General features: G+C 59.7%; 15 protein-coding genes and 1 tRNA gene. 8 read left to right on the top strand and 8 right to left on the bottom strand.

Translation table 11 applies throughout. The annotated features are described in order from the left end of the window. Positions 1-140: 140 nt before the first annotated feature. The 6 genes from HD598_RS04895 to HD598_RS04870 all read right to left on the bottom strand — a co-directional run bounded on the left by HD598_RS04895 (position 141) and on the right by HD598_RS04870 (position 4,749). Entirely contained in the window at positions 141-908 is a 768-nt protein-coding gene (locus HD598_RS04895; RefSeq protein WP_183664217.1) for an SCO1664 family protein, read from the bottom strand. Continuing rightward, a complete protein-coding gene (locus HD598_RS04890) occupies positions 908-1,459 on the bottom strand; it encodes a DUF3090 domain-containing protein (protein WP_183664215.1) in 552 nt (183 codons plus the stop codon). Before HD598_RS04890 ends, HD598_RS04895 begins: the two co-directional genes overlap by 1 nt. 24 nt (positions 1,460-1,483) lie before the next feature. After that, entirely contained in the window at positions 1,484-2,197 is a 714-nt protein-coding gene (locus HD598_RS04885; protein ID WP_183664213.1) for an MSMEG_4193 family putative phosphomutase, read from the bottom strand. A 28-nt stretch (positions 2,198-2,225) separates the two neighbouring features. Next, positions 2,226-2,666, bottom strand: coding sequence for an alternative ribosome rescue aminoacyl-tRNA hydrolase ArfB (arfB, locus tag HD598_RS04880; RefSeq protein WP_071894085.1), 441 nt, complete (start codon positions 2,664-2,666; stop codon positions 2,226-2,228). 31 nt (positions 2,667-2,697) lie between these two features. Then, positions 2,698-4,161 carry an SDR family oxidoreductase gene (locus HD598_RS04875; protein WP_260170651.1) on the bottom strand — a complete coding sequence of 488 codons (1,464 nt, stop codon included), beginning with the start codon at positions 4,159-4,161 and terminating at the stop codon, positions 2,698-2,700. A 201-nt stretch (positions 4,162-4,362) separates the two neighbouring features. Further along, positions 4,363-4,749 carry a MarR family winged helix-turn-helix transcriptional regulator gene (locus HD598_RS04870; protein ID WP_260170494.1) on the bottom strand — a complete coding sequence of 129 codons (387 nt, stop codon included), beginning with the start codon at positions 4,747-4,749 and terminating at the stop codon, positions 4,363-4,365. A gap of 307 nt (positions 4,750-5,056) precedes the next feature. On the opposite strand from HD598_RS04870, the gene idi reads away from it, so the two are divergent. Genes idi through HD598_RS04840 form a run of 6 tightly spaced genes read left to right on the top strand, consistent with a single transcriptional unit; the run spans position 5,057 to position 11,005 of the window. Then, positions 5,057-5,608: an isopentenyl-diphosphate Delta-isomerase gene (gene idi, locus HD598_RS04865; protein ID WP_183664206.1), complete on the top strand. Its 552-nt coding sequence runs from the start codon at positions 5,057-5,059 to the stop codon at positions 5,606-5,608. Further along, entirely contained in the window at positions 5,601-6,770 is a 1,170-nt protein-coding gene (locus tag HD598_RS04860; protein WP_311538953.1) for a polyprenyl synthetase family protein, read from the top strand. The genes idi and HD598_RS04860 overlap by 8 nt, the downstream gene beginning before the upstream one ends. Further along, positions 6,767-7,717 carry a phytoene/squalene synthase family protein gene (locus HD598_RS04855; RefSeq protein ID WP_311538952.1) on the top strand — a complete coding sequence of 317 codons (951 nt, stop codon included), beginning with the start codon at positions 6,767-6,769 and terminating at the stop codon, positions 7,715-7,717. Before HD598_RS04860 ends, HD598_RS04855 begins: the two co-directional genes overlap by 4 nt. Beyond that, complete coding sequence (gene crtI / locus HD598_RS04850) at positions 7,714-9,432, top strand: phytoene desaturase family protein (RefSeq protein WP_183664204.1); 1,719 nt, start codon at positions 7,714-7,716, stop codon at positions 9,430-9,432. Before HD598_RS04855 ends, crtI begins: the two co-directional genes overlap by 4 nt. Beyond that, entirely contained in the window at positions 9,429-9,764 is a 336-nt protein-coding gene (locus HD598_RS04845) for a lycopene cyclase domain-containing protein (RefSeq protein ID WP_071894079.1), read from the top strand. The genes crtI and HD598_RS04845 overlap by 4 nt, the downstream gene beginning before the upstream one ends. Beyond that, positions 9,761-11,005, top strand: coding sequence for a prenyltransferase (locus HD598_RS04840; RefSeq protein WP_311538951.1), 1,245 nt, complete (start codon positions 9,761-9,763; stop codon positions 11,003-11,005). The genes HD598_RS04845 and HD598_RS04840 overlap by 4 nt, the downstream gene beginning before the upstream one ends. Positions 11,006-11,071: 66 nt before the next feature. Here the strand turns inward: HD598_RS04840 and HD598_RS04835 are convergent. After that, positions 11,072-11,148: transfer RNA gene (locus HD598_RS04835), tRNA-Arg, on the bottom strand. 140 nt (positions 11,149-11,288) lie between these two features. Continuing rightward, entirely contained in the window at positions 11,289-11,978 is a 690-nt protein-coding gene (locus HD598_RS04830; protein WP_183664202.1) for a hypothetical protein, read from the bottom strand. Between the two features lie 72 nt (positions 11,979-12,050). Here HD598_RS04830 and HD598_RS04825 point away from each other — a divergent pair, with 72 nt between their 5' ends. Together HD598_RS04825 and sucC are read left to right on the top strand one after the other, a co-directional pair. Continuing rightward, on the top strand, positions 12,051-14,600 hold the full coding sequence (locus HD598_RS04825; protein ID WP_183664200.1) for a UvrD-helicase domain-containing protein: 2,550 nt from the start codon (positions 12,051-12,053) through the stop codon (positions 14,598-14,600). Positions 14,601-14,860: 260 nt separating this feature from the next. After that, the gene (sucC, locus tag HD598_RS04820; protein ID WP_183664198.1) at positions 14,861-16,024 is read left to right on the top strand and encodes an ADP-forming succinate--CoA ligase subunit beta; all 1,164 of its coding nucleotides are present in this window, start codon (positions 14,861-14,863) and stop codon (positions 16,022-16,024) included. Positions 16,025-16,034 lie beyond the last annotated feature (10 nt).

Genomic DNA, 16,034 nt, shown 5'->3' with positions numbered 1-16,034 from the left:
GCCAGAGTGGCTGTTGGGGACGCGAGATGGAGTCGTACCCTGCGGGCACTCTGGCGGCATTTTATTAGTACGACGACGCAGCTTGCGTTCCGCCGTCAGGCAACCTCGGTTGGGGCTTGCGAGAAAAACTGCAGGAGACGCTAGAACAGCGGCCATGGCACCGCGGGCATGTCACCCCTGGGCGCTGGAAACCTCTTCACTGAACTTAAGCGCTCACAGCGTGCCGCAAGGGCCGCGATTTCTTCAGCGGTCAGCAATTCTGCCAACTGTTGCCCCAACTCGCCGTCCAGTCCCTCGCTGACGCGAGCTACGGCGTCGTGCTCCTCATCGCTCAGGAAATCACCCATCCAACCCCACAGGACCGTGCGCAGTTTGTGCTCCGGGTGGAAGGTGAGGCCGTGATCTACCCCGTAGCGGTGCCCGCCAGGCATCTCAAGGATGTGGTTGCCCTTGCGGTCGGCGTTATTGACGATCACATCGAAGACAGCCGTGCGGCGGAGCGTTTGCGAATCCTCGTGCACCAAGGCCACCAAGCGCCCGCTCTCATCTTGACCCTTCAAGACCTCGCGCCAACCGCTCTCCGGCACCTCATCCACGGCAACAAGATCCACAGCGGATTGGGCCGGATCCTCGTCCTGCCAGAGCTGCACCATACCTTCGCCCAGCGGACCGTCGCGTAACCACGTCTGAGGCACCAAATCGCCGCCAAACGCCTGAGACACCAGATACGCAGCCACCTCGCGGTGCGCCAATACGGCGCCCGGGAAATCCCACAACGGACTTTCCCCAGCGATGGGCTTATAGACCACGCTCACGTCACCGATGTTGCCCACGAACGTGGCGTTGGATGCGGTGGTAATCTTGCCGGTAAGCGTCAGTTCGGCGGTCTCAAGATCCGTGGCTGGCATTAGACCTCGGGGGTGCCGCAGATGTGTCCGCTGGGATCCATGGGGAAACCGCACAGCGGGCAGAGCGGACGGCCTGCGCCCACGACTTCGCGAGTGCGCTTGGCAAACGCGCGCGCCGCGCCTACCGGTATCCGCACGCGAAGTACTTCCGAAGGCTCCTCGAAGGACTTTTCTAGGCTGCTTTCGTCCTCGGGGTCCACCTCCACAATGGGGTAAGCCTCGATGATGATCTGAGCGCTACTGGGGTCCCAGCCCAGGCTCATGATGCCAATACGAAATTGCTCCTCAACCGGTTCCAGTGGCTCGTTATCCACGAGCTCAACGGGGATGCTGGTGGGAACGCTGTAAGGGTTGCCAGCAATTTCAATGAGATCGTCGAGGACTTCGTCGATCTTGTTAGCCAGTTCCGCGGACTGTTGTTTCTCCATGACGAAGCTCGTGAGCTTGGCGCCTGCGCGCGCTTGAAGATAGAACGTGCGCGCTCCCGGCTCACCAATGGTGCCGACGACGAACCGATCCGGCCAGTCAAAATCGTGAACAAGTGTAGGCATATCTGTACTTTAGTCTCCCGTGCTTCACGTCGTTTGTGGCGTTACATCGTTGCTGGTGTTGCCCGCTCCGCCGCCGACGGGGGCGTCCGCGGATTTCAATCCTCCGGCAAGCCATGAGAGGTCGCCGGCCTCCGTATTGGTGGCCAAAACGCTGGGCCTGCTGGCGCCGTAATTGACGATGGAAATCGATGCCGGGCCCACGTTGATCCTCTGGAACAGGTCAAGGTGCATTCCGAACGCGTCGGCGAGGATGGATTTGATGATGTCTCCGTGGCTCACCGCGACCCACACGGCTCCCGGTCCGTGCTGGGCTTCAATCGCGGCATCGTGGCGCCGCATTGCTGCCACGGCCCGTGCCTGCATGGCGGCCATGGCTTCACCGCCAGGGAAGACGACGGCGGATGGTTGCGATTGCACGACAGGCCACAGTGCTTCGGTGGCGAGCTCACTGAGCGGACGTCCCTGCCACTGGCCGTAATCGCACTCGGTGAGATCCGCTTCTATGAGTGGGGCGAGCGCTTCTGTTTGCCGATCCAGAATGTATTGGGAGGTCTGTTGGCAGCGTTCGAGCGGGCTCGTGACAACGCTAGCCAGGGGGACGCTCGCGAGCCGATCCGCCGACTGAGCGGCCTGATCTTGACCCACTTGATCCAAGCTGACGCCTTCTGCCCGGCCGGCCAAAATTCCGGTGGCATTTGCGGTGGTGCGACCATGCCGCACAAGAATGACTGTGGCCATACATCCAGCCTAGTCACCATGGCGCCAACTAGTCGGACGCAGGACGCCGCCGGTAGCTTTTGGTTTCAGAGCGCAAGCGCTTCGCTTGAAGACGACGACGCCGCGAACCGTTTGTGGGACGGCTCGCTCGGCGAATGATCGGGGGAGCCACGGCCTCGCGCAAGAGCGCGATCAACCGTTGTCGTGCGGCGGTGCGATTCATTCGTTGCGAACGATGCTCGGACGCGCTGATGGTGAGCACCGTGCCCGCGCTCCTGTCTGCCAGTTGGTCGACAACTCGATTACGTTGGGTCTCGTTCAGCGCCGTGGTGGTCGCCAAATCCAAGCTGAGCTGCACCCGGGAGTCTGTGGTGTTGACGCCCTGGCCACCCGGCCCGGAGGAGCGGGAGAACTGTTCTACAAGCTCGCTTGCGGGTATACGCAAGCCGTGAGGTGCACCGGGTGCCGGCGGTACGAACAGATCATCCACGTGACCATTGTGTCGTATCGCCGTGCTCCCGCTAGCCCTGTGCATCCTCAGCGATGGTGGTGATTCGGTGCGCCATTCGTTTAAAGATCACGCCATGGAATGGCAGCATGGACGCCCAGTACAGCCTTCCCGTGAGGCCCCTCGGGAAGAAAATGGCGCGTTGCCAGTAGCGGGATCCGTCCGAGTGCGGCTCAACGCCGAGCTCCAGCCATGCGTCCCCCGGGAGCAGCATCTCAGCCCGAAGGCGCAGGAGCTTCCCGGGGTCCATACGCTCTACTCGCCACACGTCGAGGGCGTCGCCTTCGCTGAGGACCTTCATGGATCGTCGACCGCGGCGCAGTCCCACGCCGCCCGCCACCCGGTCAATGAAACCGCGAACACTCCACAAGAATGAGGCCGAATACCATCCGGTGCGTCCGCCGATTTGCGTGATGACCTTCCACACCTCGGCAGTGCTCGCGGTGGAGAGCTTCTCATTGTTCGCCACGAAGACGGTGCGTCCGGCCCATTCGGGATCGCTAGGAAGTGGGTCGCTCGGCGCGTTGGCGATCCGTGCGTCCACCCAGCTGGTCTCGACATCATCTACGGCAATCCTGCCGAGTGCGAGCTTCACAGAATCCCGGTAGGACGTGAGCCCGCCCTCGGGAATCGGGACGGCGTCGTCGATCTCCCTATTTTTGACCACGCACTCATGCTGAAGCGATTCCACTAGCGGCCGGGCGATCTTTCGCGGCACCGGAGTAACAAGACCCACCCAATGTGAAGCGAGGCGAGGCGTGAGGACAGGAAGCGCGGCGATGACACGCTGGGGGAGACCAGCCTCGGCCGCGTAACCGTTCATCATGTCGCTATAGCGAAGGACGTCCGGTCCTCCCACATCGAAAGCTTGGTTGACTGAGGATGGCAAGCGGGCTGCCGCCAAGAGGTAATACAAGACGTCCCGCACGGCGATGGGCTGAATGCGGTTCAGCACCCACTTCGGCGCCGGCATATAGGGCAACACTTCGGTGAGGTGACGGATCATCTCGAAGGAAGCGGAGCCGGATCCAATAATCACGCCCGCTTGGAGCACCACGGTGGGCACCCCGGAACCTAGGAGGATCTCGCCCACTTCGGTGCGGGACGCAAGGTGCGGTGAAAGCTTTAAATCGTTGGGGTGCAATCCGCCAAGGTACACGATTCTTTGGACGCCGGCCTGCCGGGCGCACGAGGCAACATTCTCGGCAATGGACTGATCGAAAGCTTGGAAAGAGCCCTTGCTACTCATGGAGTGGATCAGGAAGTAGACCACGTCGACGTCGTCTGTTGCTCGCTGAATCGTGGAGCGGTCTAGGGCATCCCCGTGAATGATTTCAACGTTCTTGCTCCATGGCAGCGCCTTGACTCTCTCAACGGAGCGAGCTACTACGCGGACCCGATACCCGCTCGCGAGAAGGCGGGGGACCAACCGGCCGCCAACATAACCGGTGGCACCGAGGACAAGAACTCGCGGCATTTCTCCGGATTCTCGAGGCTGCGCGCGCAACTGCGGCTCTGTGCCGCGGGGGCTTGCAAGGAGTTGGTCTTCGGATTTGGGGTTCGAGAGTCCGGTGTCGGCGTGGTTAGGCGATTCGGGGTGAATGTCTGACGGCATGTTGCTTCCTTTTCTGCTGGCACTCGTTGGAGGTGCCGGCCGGTTGCCCGTCAGCGCATTCGGTCACTCAGGCTGTGACTCGTGGGACCACGGGGCGTTCTTGAGGGAAATTTCCTCGGTCATATCTCGGATAAAGCGGGTGACGGTCTCCCGCTCAGAGCTTGTCAGGCGGGCTGCTGCATGAAAGCGCCTGGATTGGAGCTTGCCAACAGTCTGCTTCGCCGAGGCTTCCGTCTCTTCGGTGATTTCAATGCGGAAGGCTCGACGATCAGTGGGGTGCAGCAATCGAATGATGTGGTGGTCGCGTTCCAACCGATTCAACAGTTTGGTGGTGGACGCAGCAGAAATTCGAAGATGAGCTGAAATCATTCCTGGGGTGACCAGTTCACCTTGTCGTTTCGCCGTAATCAGGTAGTGAAGCGCTCGCATGTCCTGATTGCTGAGCTTCATGAATCGACTCGACGCTTCCGAGACTCGCAACTCCGCTTCTCTGAGGTTCGCGAGGGCATTCATCAGAGTGCTTATTTCACTTCGCGCTTCTTCTGAAACGCCTTCTGCATTGACGACGTCGCTAGATCCCGCTCCTTTTCCCACGATATAGAGATTTTGGGCGATGTGATCTGTGCCGGTAGTCGATCCAACTTCTTTCATAGCTCAACCATAAATTGTTTACCTCCCTTATATAAAATATCCCAAGGTGTGCTATACAATCAAGTTTAAAATATTCTCAACGATAGTTTAGAAGGGTTAGGGAGCCATGGGTGCGAGCGAACAAGTGGTTCTGGTTGACGAAAACGGCGCGTACGTTGGGGTCGAAGATAAGTTGACCGTCCACTCAACCAGCACGCCATTGCACTTGGCATTCTCCGTGTACCTCTTCAACGACCACGGTGACTTGCTGATTACGCGGCGAGCGTTAGGAAAGATGACGTGGCCGGGCGTGTGGACCAACAGCTTTTGCGGCCACCCTCAACCCGGCGAGGACCTTGCCGACGCAGTGCGTCGAAGGGCGGACTATGAACTCGGTGCATCACTGAGCTCTCTTCGATTGATTCTTCCCGATTTCAGCTATAGGGCCGTGGACGCGTCTGGCATCGTGGAGAACGAGCTCTGCCCTGTGTTCTGCGCGACCAGCGATGGCAGGCTACAACCCCGCGCTGAAGAAGTTCTCGAATGGGAGTGGTCGAATCCGCAGCGGGTGGCGCTCGCAGCGGAGAATGCGCCGTTCGCGTTCAGCCCGTGGATGAGGACACAGCTTCCTGCGTTCCTTTCCCAACTGGAACCGAGCGGAGGCGGTAGTCGTGGTTGATGTCGCCGCGGATCGAAGTACTTACCCGCACTACACGGCTGAAATTGATGCCGTCCTTCAGAGGATCATGCTTCGCGGCCGGAACCGTTCCACGGCGTACGGACCGCAGTTTTCCCATATCTGGGACCTGGCGAACTCCTGTCTGACTGGCGGCAAGCTCCTGCGGCCGCGATTGCTCATGGAAGTTTTCGATGCGCTGACACCAGACCAGGATGGAATTCGATGGTTGAAAGAACCATCAACGAGCTCACGGGCTGAGGTTCGGCGGGACGCTGCTCTGGAGATCGCGGCCGGTATAGAGCTTTTGCACTATGCCTTCGTCATTCATGATGACTTGATCGACGAAGACCTCACGCGGCGTGGCAAGCCCAATCTCATGGGTTCTCTCTTGAAAGAGATGGAAGAACCTCGTGGGATGGAGACCCTCGGTGAGACGGAAAACCCCGTCCAGAACCAGAGCAAAGACGTACATTTTGTGCGCAGCGTTGGCCTGCTGGTGGGAGACCTCATGCTCTCCTCCGCCCATCATGTCTTTGCAACCGCAGATCTTCCACGATCAGCCCGGCTACGTTTGCTGGATCTTGTTGAACACACGGTCACCGAATCTTGCGTCGGTGAACTGAAAGATGTTGGTCTTAGTGACGGTGTGCTGGATCCCGCTCTTGAGGCAACGCTCGAGATGACTCGCCTCAAAACGGCGACCTATACGTTTGAGTTTCCCTTGCGAGCTGCCGCCATTTTGGCCGGCGCATCCATCGACATTGAAGCAACCCTCGCATCCATTGGCAGGGACTTAGGCGTGGCTTTTCAGCTCCAGGATGACATTTTGTCAGCTTTCGGTGACGAGTTCGTCCACGGTAAAGACGCGTACTCGGATTTTCGTGAGGGGAAGGAAACTCCGCTTATCGCTTTTGCGCGCACCACGAACGCGTGGCCAGCCATCCAGCAACGGTTTGGGGCGGACGACTTCAAGGGCTCAGACGGTGAGCTTTTGAGTTCACTTCTTCGCGAATGCGGGGCAGAGGAGTTCGTTAGGACAATGATCTCGGAGCTCTTTGAACGAGTCGTCACATCTGCTTCCTCCAGGCTTGCCGCGAGTAGCCCGTCTTTGGCGCGCTGCATCGTGGACCTTGCAGCTTCTCTCGAGGGGAGAGCAACGTGAAGGATCTAGCCACTGTCACAAACTCTGGCTCAGGCAACGAGGCGTTGCGCCGTTACACCCAAGCATCAGAGCGGGCAGCATCTCAGATCATCGCCGCCTACTCCACCTCTTTTGGTATAGCTACGCGGCTGTTGGGACCCCGTCATCGTCAGCACGTGCGTAACGTCTACGCTCTGGTTCGGGTTGCAGATGAGCTGGTAGACGGCGTGACAGCCGAAGCCGCGTTCTCGCTGGCGGAGCAGCAGAGTGCCCTCGGTGCGCTTGAAGCCGAGACCAAAGAGGCGATCGCCGTGGGGTATTCGAGCAATCCGGTAGTTCACGCCTTCGCTTGTACCGCTCGTGAATCAGGGATCACCAGCGAGCTGATCACGCCCTTCTTCGATTCTATGCGCGCTGACCTGAACGAGATCCCCATCGCCGAGGGACTCCCGAGTGAGGCCTCGCCAAAACTTCACGTCTTTGACGCTTCGGAGCATGCCCGGTACGTGTTCGGATCTGCGGAGGTGGTTGGGCTGATGTGCTTGCGCATTTTCCTTCGTCACGAGGCCGTCCGCCCGGAGTCACTGGAAATGCTGGAGCACGGTGCACGGCAATTGGGTGCCGCGTTCCAGAATGTGAATTTCTTGCGAGACCTCAAGGACGACGCCGCACGCTTGGGTCGCAGCTATTTGGGTGCGGACATTCACCTGACGGAGGCGCAAAAGAATGAATGGATCACGGTCATCAGGGCCCAGCTTCAGGACGCTCGCTCCGCATTGCCGCTCTTGCCACAGGATGCACGTACAGCAGTGGCCTGCGCCTTGCGTCTGTTCTCTACTCTCACGGACAAGCTTGCTGCGACTCCCGCCCAAGAGCTCATGCGTCGGCGTGTGCGCGTGCACGCGCCGTTGAAAGCGTGGCTGGTCCTGCAATCCACGCTCGACACCAGATGGGGGAGTGCGGCTTGAAGAAGGTTGTAGTCATTGGCGGCGGTATCGCAGGTCTAGCCTCAGCCACTTTGCTGGCGCACGAGGGCTATGAGGTAGAGCTCTTAGAACGTAATGACCGCCTGGGCGGGCGGGCCGGAACGCTGAACATTCAGGGCTTCCGGTTTGATACCGGCCCCTCGTGGTACCTCATGCCAGAGGTTTTTGAGCACTACTTCCAGATGATCGGAACGACTGCGCGAGAGCAACTGGATTTGATGACGCTCGACCCCGGATACAAGGTTTACGCGGAGCCAGAAGAGCGCCAGCATGCAGAGCCTCATTCTGTAGGACACCATCCCGCCACGCACCTGACCGTTCCCTATGGTTTGAACCAGGTATGTCGAGTCTTCGAAGAACGAGAAGCCGGCAGCGGAAAGAGGCTCGAACGCTACGTGAAGTCCGCTCGCAAAACGTCCCACATGGCAGAGCGGTACTTCCTGTACAACACCTTCCAAAGCTGGAAGAACCTTGCCTCGCGAGAGGTCTTAGTTTCCTTGCCGCGGCTGGTCCAACTGTTAGGAACCTCCCTGGAACACTTCGTGGCGAGGCGGTTCAAGGATCCGTTGCTTCGCCAGATCTTGGGATACCCCGCGGTGTTTCTAGGGACAGAGCCTCAGCAAGCGCCAGCCATGTACCACTTGATGAGCTCGATGGATCTTGATGAAGGCGTCTTCTATCCGCGCGGCGGGTTCTGGCAACTCGTGCGCAGGCTTGAGGCGCTCGCCGTTGAGGCTGGCGTCACCATCACCACGAGAGCCACCGTCACCCAGATTGGGCTGGAGAACCGTAGCGGAAAGCAACCCCAACACGCTTCAGTCAACGGTGTCCACTGGAGGGATACGGACGGAGCGGAGCACTTTACGCAAGCAGGCGTCGTCGTATCCGCTGCGGATCTGCACCACACAGAAACCCAACTCTTGCCGTACCGCGCTCGCAGTTACCCCGAGCGGTGGTGGCGCAGCAAGCAGAGTGGTCCGGGCGCAGTTTTAGTCCTGCTAGGGGTTGAGGGTGCCTTGCCGCAACTCGAACACCACACCCTGTTCTTTACGAAGGATTGGGACAGCAACTTCGACGCTATTTTTGGCCGCGAGACTCGGATCCCCAACCCAGCCTCTATCTATGTCTGCAAACCGAGCGCAAGCGACCCCACGGTCGCGCCGAGCGGACACGAGAATCTCTTCGTCCTGGTGCCCATCCCCGCGGATCCGCAGCTCGGCGCGGGAGGACGTAATGGTGCAGGTGACGACGTGCTGGAGCGTGCGGCCGATGCTGCGATCGACCAGATTGCCTCGTGGGCGCACATTCCCGACCTCAAGGAACGCATTGTGGTCCGGCAAACCATTGGCCCCGCGGACTTCGCGAACGACTACAACTCGTGGAAAGGCGGCATGCTGGGACCGTCCCACATCCTCTCGCAAAGCGCGATGTTCCGCGCTCAAAACAAGTCACGGCGCGTGGAAAATCTCTACTACGCGGGCGCCACCACGGCGCCGGGCGTCGGCGTTCCCATGTGCCTGATTAGCGCCGAGCTGGTTCTCAAACATCTGCGAGGGGACACGTCCGCCGGTCCGCTTCCCGCTCCCGTTACTGGTTCTTATGCGTCTGGTTCGGGCCGGAAGGCGGGCACGGATTCGGGCAACAAAGGACAGTTCGTGGCTCCAGACCAGTACGACGACGCAGGCGCGGCCACGTGAGTCACTTTGCGTATCTGGGGGCTCTGCTAGTCGGGATGACGTCCATGCTGTTGATCGACTACCGGTTCCGGTTGTTCTTTTGGCGGGATGCTGCGAGCGCGGCGCTGGTGGCCGTGGCGGGAACGGTGTTCCTCTTGTTGTGGGATGCCGCCGGAATCGCAGGTGGGATCTTCATTCGCGGAACCTCGGAGGCGATGCTGGGGATCGATATCGCCCCACAGATGCCCCTCGAGGAGCCCTTCTTTCTGATGTTTCTGGTGCTGTGCACCATGATTCTGTACACCGGGGCTGAAGGCGTGCTGCGGCATTATCGCGAGCGGGGCGACTTGTGAAATACGCGCTCCTGTCCTTGGCGTTCCTCTTGCTGGCCGTGGGACTGTCGCTGATACTTCGCCGCGCTTCAATGAAGGCTCGGGGTGCACAGACAGACACTGCCCCAACAAGCACTGCATGGAGGGGGACTGTCCGAATAGCCGGAGTCAACGAGGGTGCGGTGCTGATCGCAAGTGCCGCCCTGTTGGTGCTGACCGCAGTGTTCGACAGCCTCATGATCGCCTCCAACCTCTTCACCTACAGCGAGTCACTCATTTCCGGCATTCGAGTGGGGTTGGCGCCTATCGAGGACTTCGCCTATCCCGTGGCGATGGTCATCTTGCTGCCGGCGTTGTGGGTCTTCTTGCGAAGCCAGCCAGCGATTAGCGTGCGACTGTTGCTCAAGCACGCGTTTGTGGTGTCTCGTCCGGTGAGCTGGATCAATACGGCGTTTCCCTTTGCCGCTGGCTATTTGATGAGCACGCGGGAGGTCGACTGGATTCTGGTGGTGGGAACGCTGTATTACTTGGTGCCGTACAACCTCGCGATGTATGGAATCAACGATGTCTTTGATTACGAATCGGATATCAACAACCCGCGCAAGGGCGGGTTGGAAGGCGCGCTCTTGCCGCCGAGCTATCACCAGCCCATGTTGTGGTTGTGCTGGTGGAGCAACGTGCCGTTCTTGGTGATTCTCCTTGCGGTGGGGTCTCCGCTTTCGGTACTGGCCTTTGCGATCAGCACGTTTGCTGTCATCGCGTATTCCGCGCCCATCTTGCGGTTTAAGGAACGTCCGTTCCTAGACTCATTGACGTCCAGTACTCACTTTGTGAGTCCCGCTCTGGTCGGTATGACGGTGGCGGGCGCCCAACTGGACGCTTCGGTTGCAGTTCTTCTGCTGTCCTTCTTTTGTTGGGGGATTGCAGCACATGCTTTCGGGGCCGTGCAGGATATTGGCCCGGATCGCGAGGCGGGAATCGGGTCCGTGGCGACGGTCGTTGGGGCGCGAAAGACCGTGGTCTTCTCTTTGGTGATGTGGGGCGTCGCGGGGCTTCTGATGCTCTCGACGCCGTGGCCCGGACCGCTCGCTGCAGTCTTAGCGCTCCCGTATCTCATCAATTGCGCGCCGTACCTGCGCGTGACGGATGAAACGGCTGCGACAACCAACGCTGCCTGGCGGAGATTCATTTGGTTGAATTACGCGTCTGGGTTTCTGGTTACGCTGCTGTTGATTCTCGAGTGGACCACTCGAAGCAGCTGATACGCACAGGAGATGGCGTGAAAATACGGGTGGTCTTGAGAGTCACCGTGGAGTCTCATAACGCAGTGGTGCCCCTGGCCGGAATCGAACCGACGGCCTACCCTTTAGGAGAGGGTCGCTCTATCCTACTGAGCTACAGGGGCGCAATCTCCCGGACTATCTTACCGGGAGCGCAGTGGTCTTGAAGAACCACTGTCAGGTGATGTGGCCGCAGGCTGAGCTGGTCTGCTCTGAACCAGTCTGTGCTGAGTCAGCGCGAGCTGAATAGCCAGCCCGAGCTGACCTAGCCCCGGCCGATTGGCTTGAGTCCAGCTTCTTCCCACTTCTGGTTGAAGGTCTTGACGAAGGAGCGGATGAGCGCGAACACAATTGCTCCGAAGCTCAGGAACAGAAGCGCCCAACGCACAACTGTCATGATGGACGCGGCGGTTACGGCAGCTGGATCAAGCGCCCCCGTGAACAAAGCGTCAATAGCGTTGTTCTCCAACAGGTCAATGACGGCGAAAGCCAGCGGAAGAACCCACAAACCCCAGCGCAAGAACCCGCGCGGCACCGTGAGTCCAATGGCGAGCACGGACGCGAGTGCAAAGAAGAGCGGGAACATGAGACCTGCGGTCTTGTGGACGTAGTTGAGCTGGCCAATGGCGTCAGCGTTCATGGCTCCGCGAAGAGCTTCAATATGTTCCACCCCGTATCCCAGGATGAGTTGGTCCGGCATGGTGATGCCGCCGGAAAGATCCGTCATCTGGTTCAGCACGAGGCCGTGGTAATACCAAAAGAGCAGCACAGACGCGGCAAGAGCGGCCACCACAATGAGGCCGGGCGAATTCTTCTGGCCGGTGGTTTCAGCAGTGGCAGGAAGCGCGCGGGACTGCGTTGTTCCGTTAGCGCGTTGCACCGGACGATTGGAAGCGCTCGATGCGGAAGCGGCCCGATTGCTAGCGGGGCGGTTGGAGCGTGATTTCTTGGTCATACCTCCATTATTGTCCACAGGCGCTCGCGGCGCGGCTCCGGGAGCGTCGCCCCACCGTAAACTAGGGGAGCCATGGATTTTCAGTTCAACCCTTTCCCCGATGCCGATTTCACCGCTACGCCGCGCCACGGCGGTGGTCTCGCCGAAGCGCACCGAGCTGCGCCCTCATCCTTGTTGGACGGGCTGAACGAACAGCAAGCCCAAGCGGTCACGCACCGCGGCTCGCCCTTGCTCATCATTGCCGGTGCAGGATCGGGTAAAACCCGCGTCCTCTCCCACCGCATCGCCTACGCGCTGGCCACTGGCGTTGCTCGACCTCACGAGATTCTTGCTATCACCTTCACCAACAAGGCCGCGGCAGAAATGCGCGAGCGCATCGAAGCGCTCGTGGGGGATGACGCTCAGAAGATGTGGATCTCAACGTTCCACTCCTCGTGCGTACGCATTTTGCGTCGCGAGGCTGAGTCTGTTGGCCTGACCTCTAACTTCACGATTTACGACTCCGCCGACTCCTTGCGCCTGATCACCATCATCACGCGCGAACTGGGAATCGAGTCCAAGCAGCTCCCGCCCAAGGCCATCCAGCACCGCATCTCATCCCTCAAGAATGAGCTCATTGCGCCGGACGAGTTCACGCCGGATGGACCGAAGGACATGATCGGTCAGGCTGTGGCGCAGGTGTACCCGGAGTACATGAACCGGTTGCGTCAGGCGAACGCCATGGACTTCGATGACTTGTTGAGCCAGACGGTCTACATGTTCCGCGCGTTCCCGGCGATCACTGACAACTACCGTCGGCGCTTCCGCCACGTGATGGTGGACGAGTATCAGGACACCAACCACGCCCAGTACGCTTTGGTGCGCGAACTCACCGGGCCCGAAGGTGTCACGCCTCCGGGCGAGCTCACGGTGGTGGGCGACTCCGACCAGTCCATCTACGCCTTCCGCGGCGCTAATATCCGCAACATCGTGGAGTTTGAGCAGGACTACGCGAACGCGCGCACCGTCAAGCTTGAACAAAACTACCGCTCCACCCAGACCATTCTTTCCGCGGCCAACGCCGTGATCCAGCGCAACCCTAACCGTCCCGAGAAGCGACTGTGGACGGCCATGGGCGACGGTGAGCTCATCACCGGCTATGTGGGTGAATCAGAGTCCGACGAGGCCCGATGGATCGCCGATGAAATCCTGCGCCTGAACGACGAAGAAGATGTCCGCCCAGGCGACGTCGCGATTTTCTACCGCACCAACGCGCAGTCCCGCGCGCTCGAAGAGCAACTGGTCCGCGTGGACTTGAAGTACAAAGTGGTGGGCGGCACCCGCTTCTACGACCGCAAAGAGGTCAAGGACGCGCTCGCGTACTTGCGAATTTTTGTCAATGAGTACGACGACGTCTCCTTGCGCAGAATTATTAACGAACCTAAGCGCGGCATTGGGGATAGAGCCGAAGGTGCCATCGCGGCGCTGGCATCGAGGGAGCGGATTTCCTTCATGGAAGCTGCCCGCCGTGCCGAGGAAGCGCCTGGCATCGCTACCCGTTCACTCAAATCGGTCAAGGGATTCGTGGAGCTCGTGGATGAGCTCAAAGAAACTCTTGCCCAAAAGGGCCCAGCCGTGGCCCTCGATGAAACCCTTGAAAAGACCGGGTATTGGGCAACCGTTCGAAACACCGGGGACCCGCAAAATGACTCCCGTGCCGAGAACCTTGCCGAACTCATTTCGGTGGTTCGCGACTTTGAAACAGCTAACCCTGAGCTGGGCTTGGGCAACTTCCTAGAACAGGTCTCTCTCGTCGCGGATGCGGATCAAGTCCCGGACGCACCCATTGACGATGAGGGCGCCGCGATGGCGGCCCGCGAAGGCCAAGTCACGCTCATGACGCTGCACACCGCCAAGGGCCTCGAATTCCCCGTGGTGTTCCTGACCGGTATGGAACACGGAATCTTCCCACACCAGCGCGCCTTTACTGACGCCGGCGAGCTCGCCGAAGAACGCCGCCTTGCCTACGTAGGTCTCACGCGCGCTCGCGAACGTCTCTACTTGACGCGGTCGGAAGTACGCAGCTTGTGGGGTCAGAGCCAGAGCAACCCGCCAAGTCAGTTCCTCGAGGAAATCCCCGAGCATCTCATCGAATGGAAACGCGAAGCCAGCGCGCCACGATTTAGCGGTTTCGGTGGCTTCGGCGGCGGATTCAGTGGTGGATTCGGCTCCGGCTACGAACGCAGCAGCGGCGAACGTGACGGCTACGAACGTAACAGCTATGGGCGCGAAGACTTCGCCACGAGCCGCTACGATCGCGGTTCCTACTGGGGAGCACACGGTAGCTCCAGCGATGGTTCCTCCTTCGGCTCATCGCGACCTGGACGCAAGGCTGGAGATCCCGAAGAACACGAACTCCGGACTGGTCCCGCTTCCACGAGCAGCGGTTCAAACGCCGCAGCCTCGCGTGCCAACAAAGACATCATCCAGTTGGTCGTCGGCGATTCCGTCACGCACTCAAGCTTTGGTGAGGGAACCGTGGTGGCGCTCGAAGGCGCTGGAGACAAGACCGTGGCGAAGGTGAAGTTTGATGGCGGCGAAAAGCGACTGCTGCTGCGCTACGCACCGCTCACCAAAAACTAGCCACTAACTAGCCGCTGAAGCCGAGTATTTCCGGGATCTGCGGCACTTGGTGAGCTGCGTCGTCGTACTTAAGGAAAATAAGGTAGCGCATCAGCCGCGATCTCTACGAACTGTAGAACTGTGTGCTTGGTCACCTTGACCGATAGTCTTTGGGTGTATGCCTCTTGGCGGGACTAAAGTCTTGTTGAGGCGCGGGCGTCTACTCGTCCGTCCCATCCTAAAAACCGAGTCAGCAGACTTCGACGTAGAAGGACACAAACGTGGACCTGTATGAATACCAGGCACGCGATCTCTTCGAAGCACACGGGGTACCTGTGCTTGCTGGGATCGTGGCTTACACTCCAGAAGAAGCCAAGGCAGCAGCTGAGAAAATCGGCGGCGTCGTGGTGGTCAAGGCACAAGTAAAGGTTGGCGGCCGCGGTAAGGCCGGCGGCGTCAAGGTAGCGAAGACTCCAGACGAGGCGTTCCAGTACGCCTTGGATATCTTGGGCATGGACATCAAGGGCCACACGGTCAACAAGGTCATGATTGCTCAGGGTGCGGACATCGCCGAGGAATACTACTTCTCCGTGCTCCTGGACCGCGCCAACCGCAACTACCTCGCCATGTGCTCCGTTGAAGGCGGCATGGAGATTGAACAGCTCGCCGTTGAGCGCCCCGAGGCTCTCGCCAAGGTAGCCGTTGACCCAGCAGTGGGCATCGACGCAGCCAAGGCCGCTGAAATCGTTGAGCAGGCTAACTTCCCTGAAGAGCTGCGCAGCAAGGTTGCAGACGTCATCGTCAAGCTCTGGGGTGTCTTCAAGAACGAAGACGCAACCCTCGTTGAGGTCAACCCACTCGTGAAGACCGGCGCAGGCGACATCGTTGCTCTCGACGGCAAGGTCTCCCTCGATGACAACGCTGAATTCCGTCACGAAGGCCACGCAGCCCTCGAAGACAAGGCTGCAGCCGATCCAATCGAGCTTCGCGCCAAGGAACTGGACCTCAACTACGTCAAGCTGGACGGCGAAGTAGGCATCATCGGTAACGGTGCAGGCCTCGTCATGTCCACCCTCGACGTCGTTGCTTACGCTGGCGAAAACCACGGCAACGTGAAGCCAGCAAACTTCCTCGACATCGGAGGCGGCGCTTCCGCAGAGGTCATGGCTAACGGCCTCGACATCATCTTGAACGACGCACAGGTCAAGAGCGTGTTCGTGAACGTCTTCGGCGGCATCACCGCATGTGACGCCGTCGCCAACGGCATCGTCAAGGCTCTCGAAATCCTCGGCGAGAAGGCAACCAAGCCTCTTGTTGTTCGCCTCGACGGCAACAACGTTGAAGAAGGCCGCAAGATTCTCTCTGACGCCAACCACCCGCTCGTCACCCAAGCATTCAGCATGGACGAGGGCGCCGACAAGGCCGCCGAGCTGGCGAACGCTTAAGACTGTAGGA

Origin of the sequence: Neomicrococcus aestuarii, from assembly GCF_014201135.1 — a bacterium.
Lineage (GTDB): Bacteria > Actinomycetota > Actinomycetes > Actinomycetales > Micrococcaceae > Neomicrococcus > Neomicrococcus aestuarii.
This window is presented reverse-complemented; position numbering and strand designations above follow the sequence as displayed.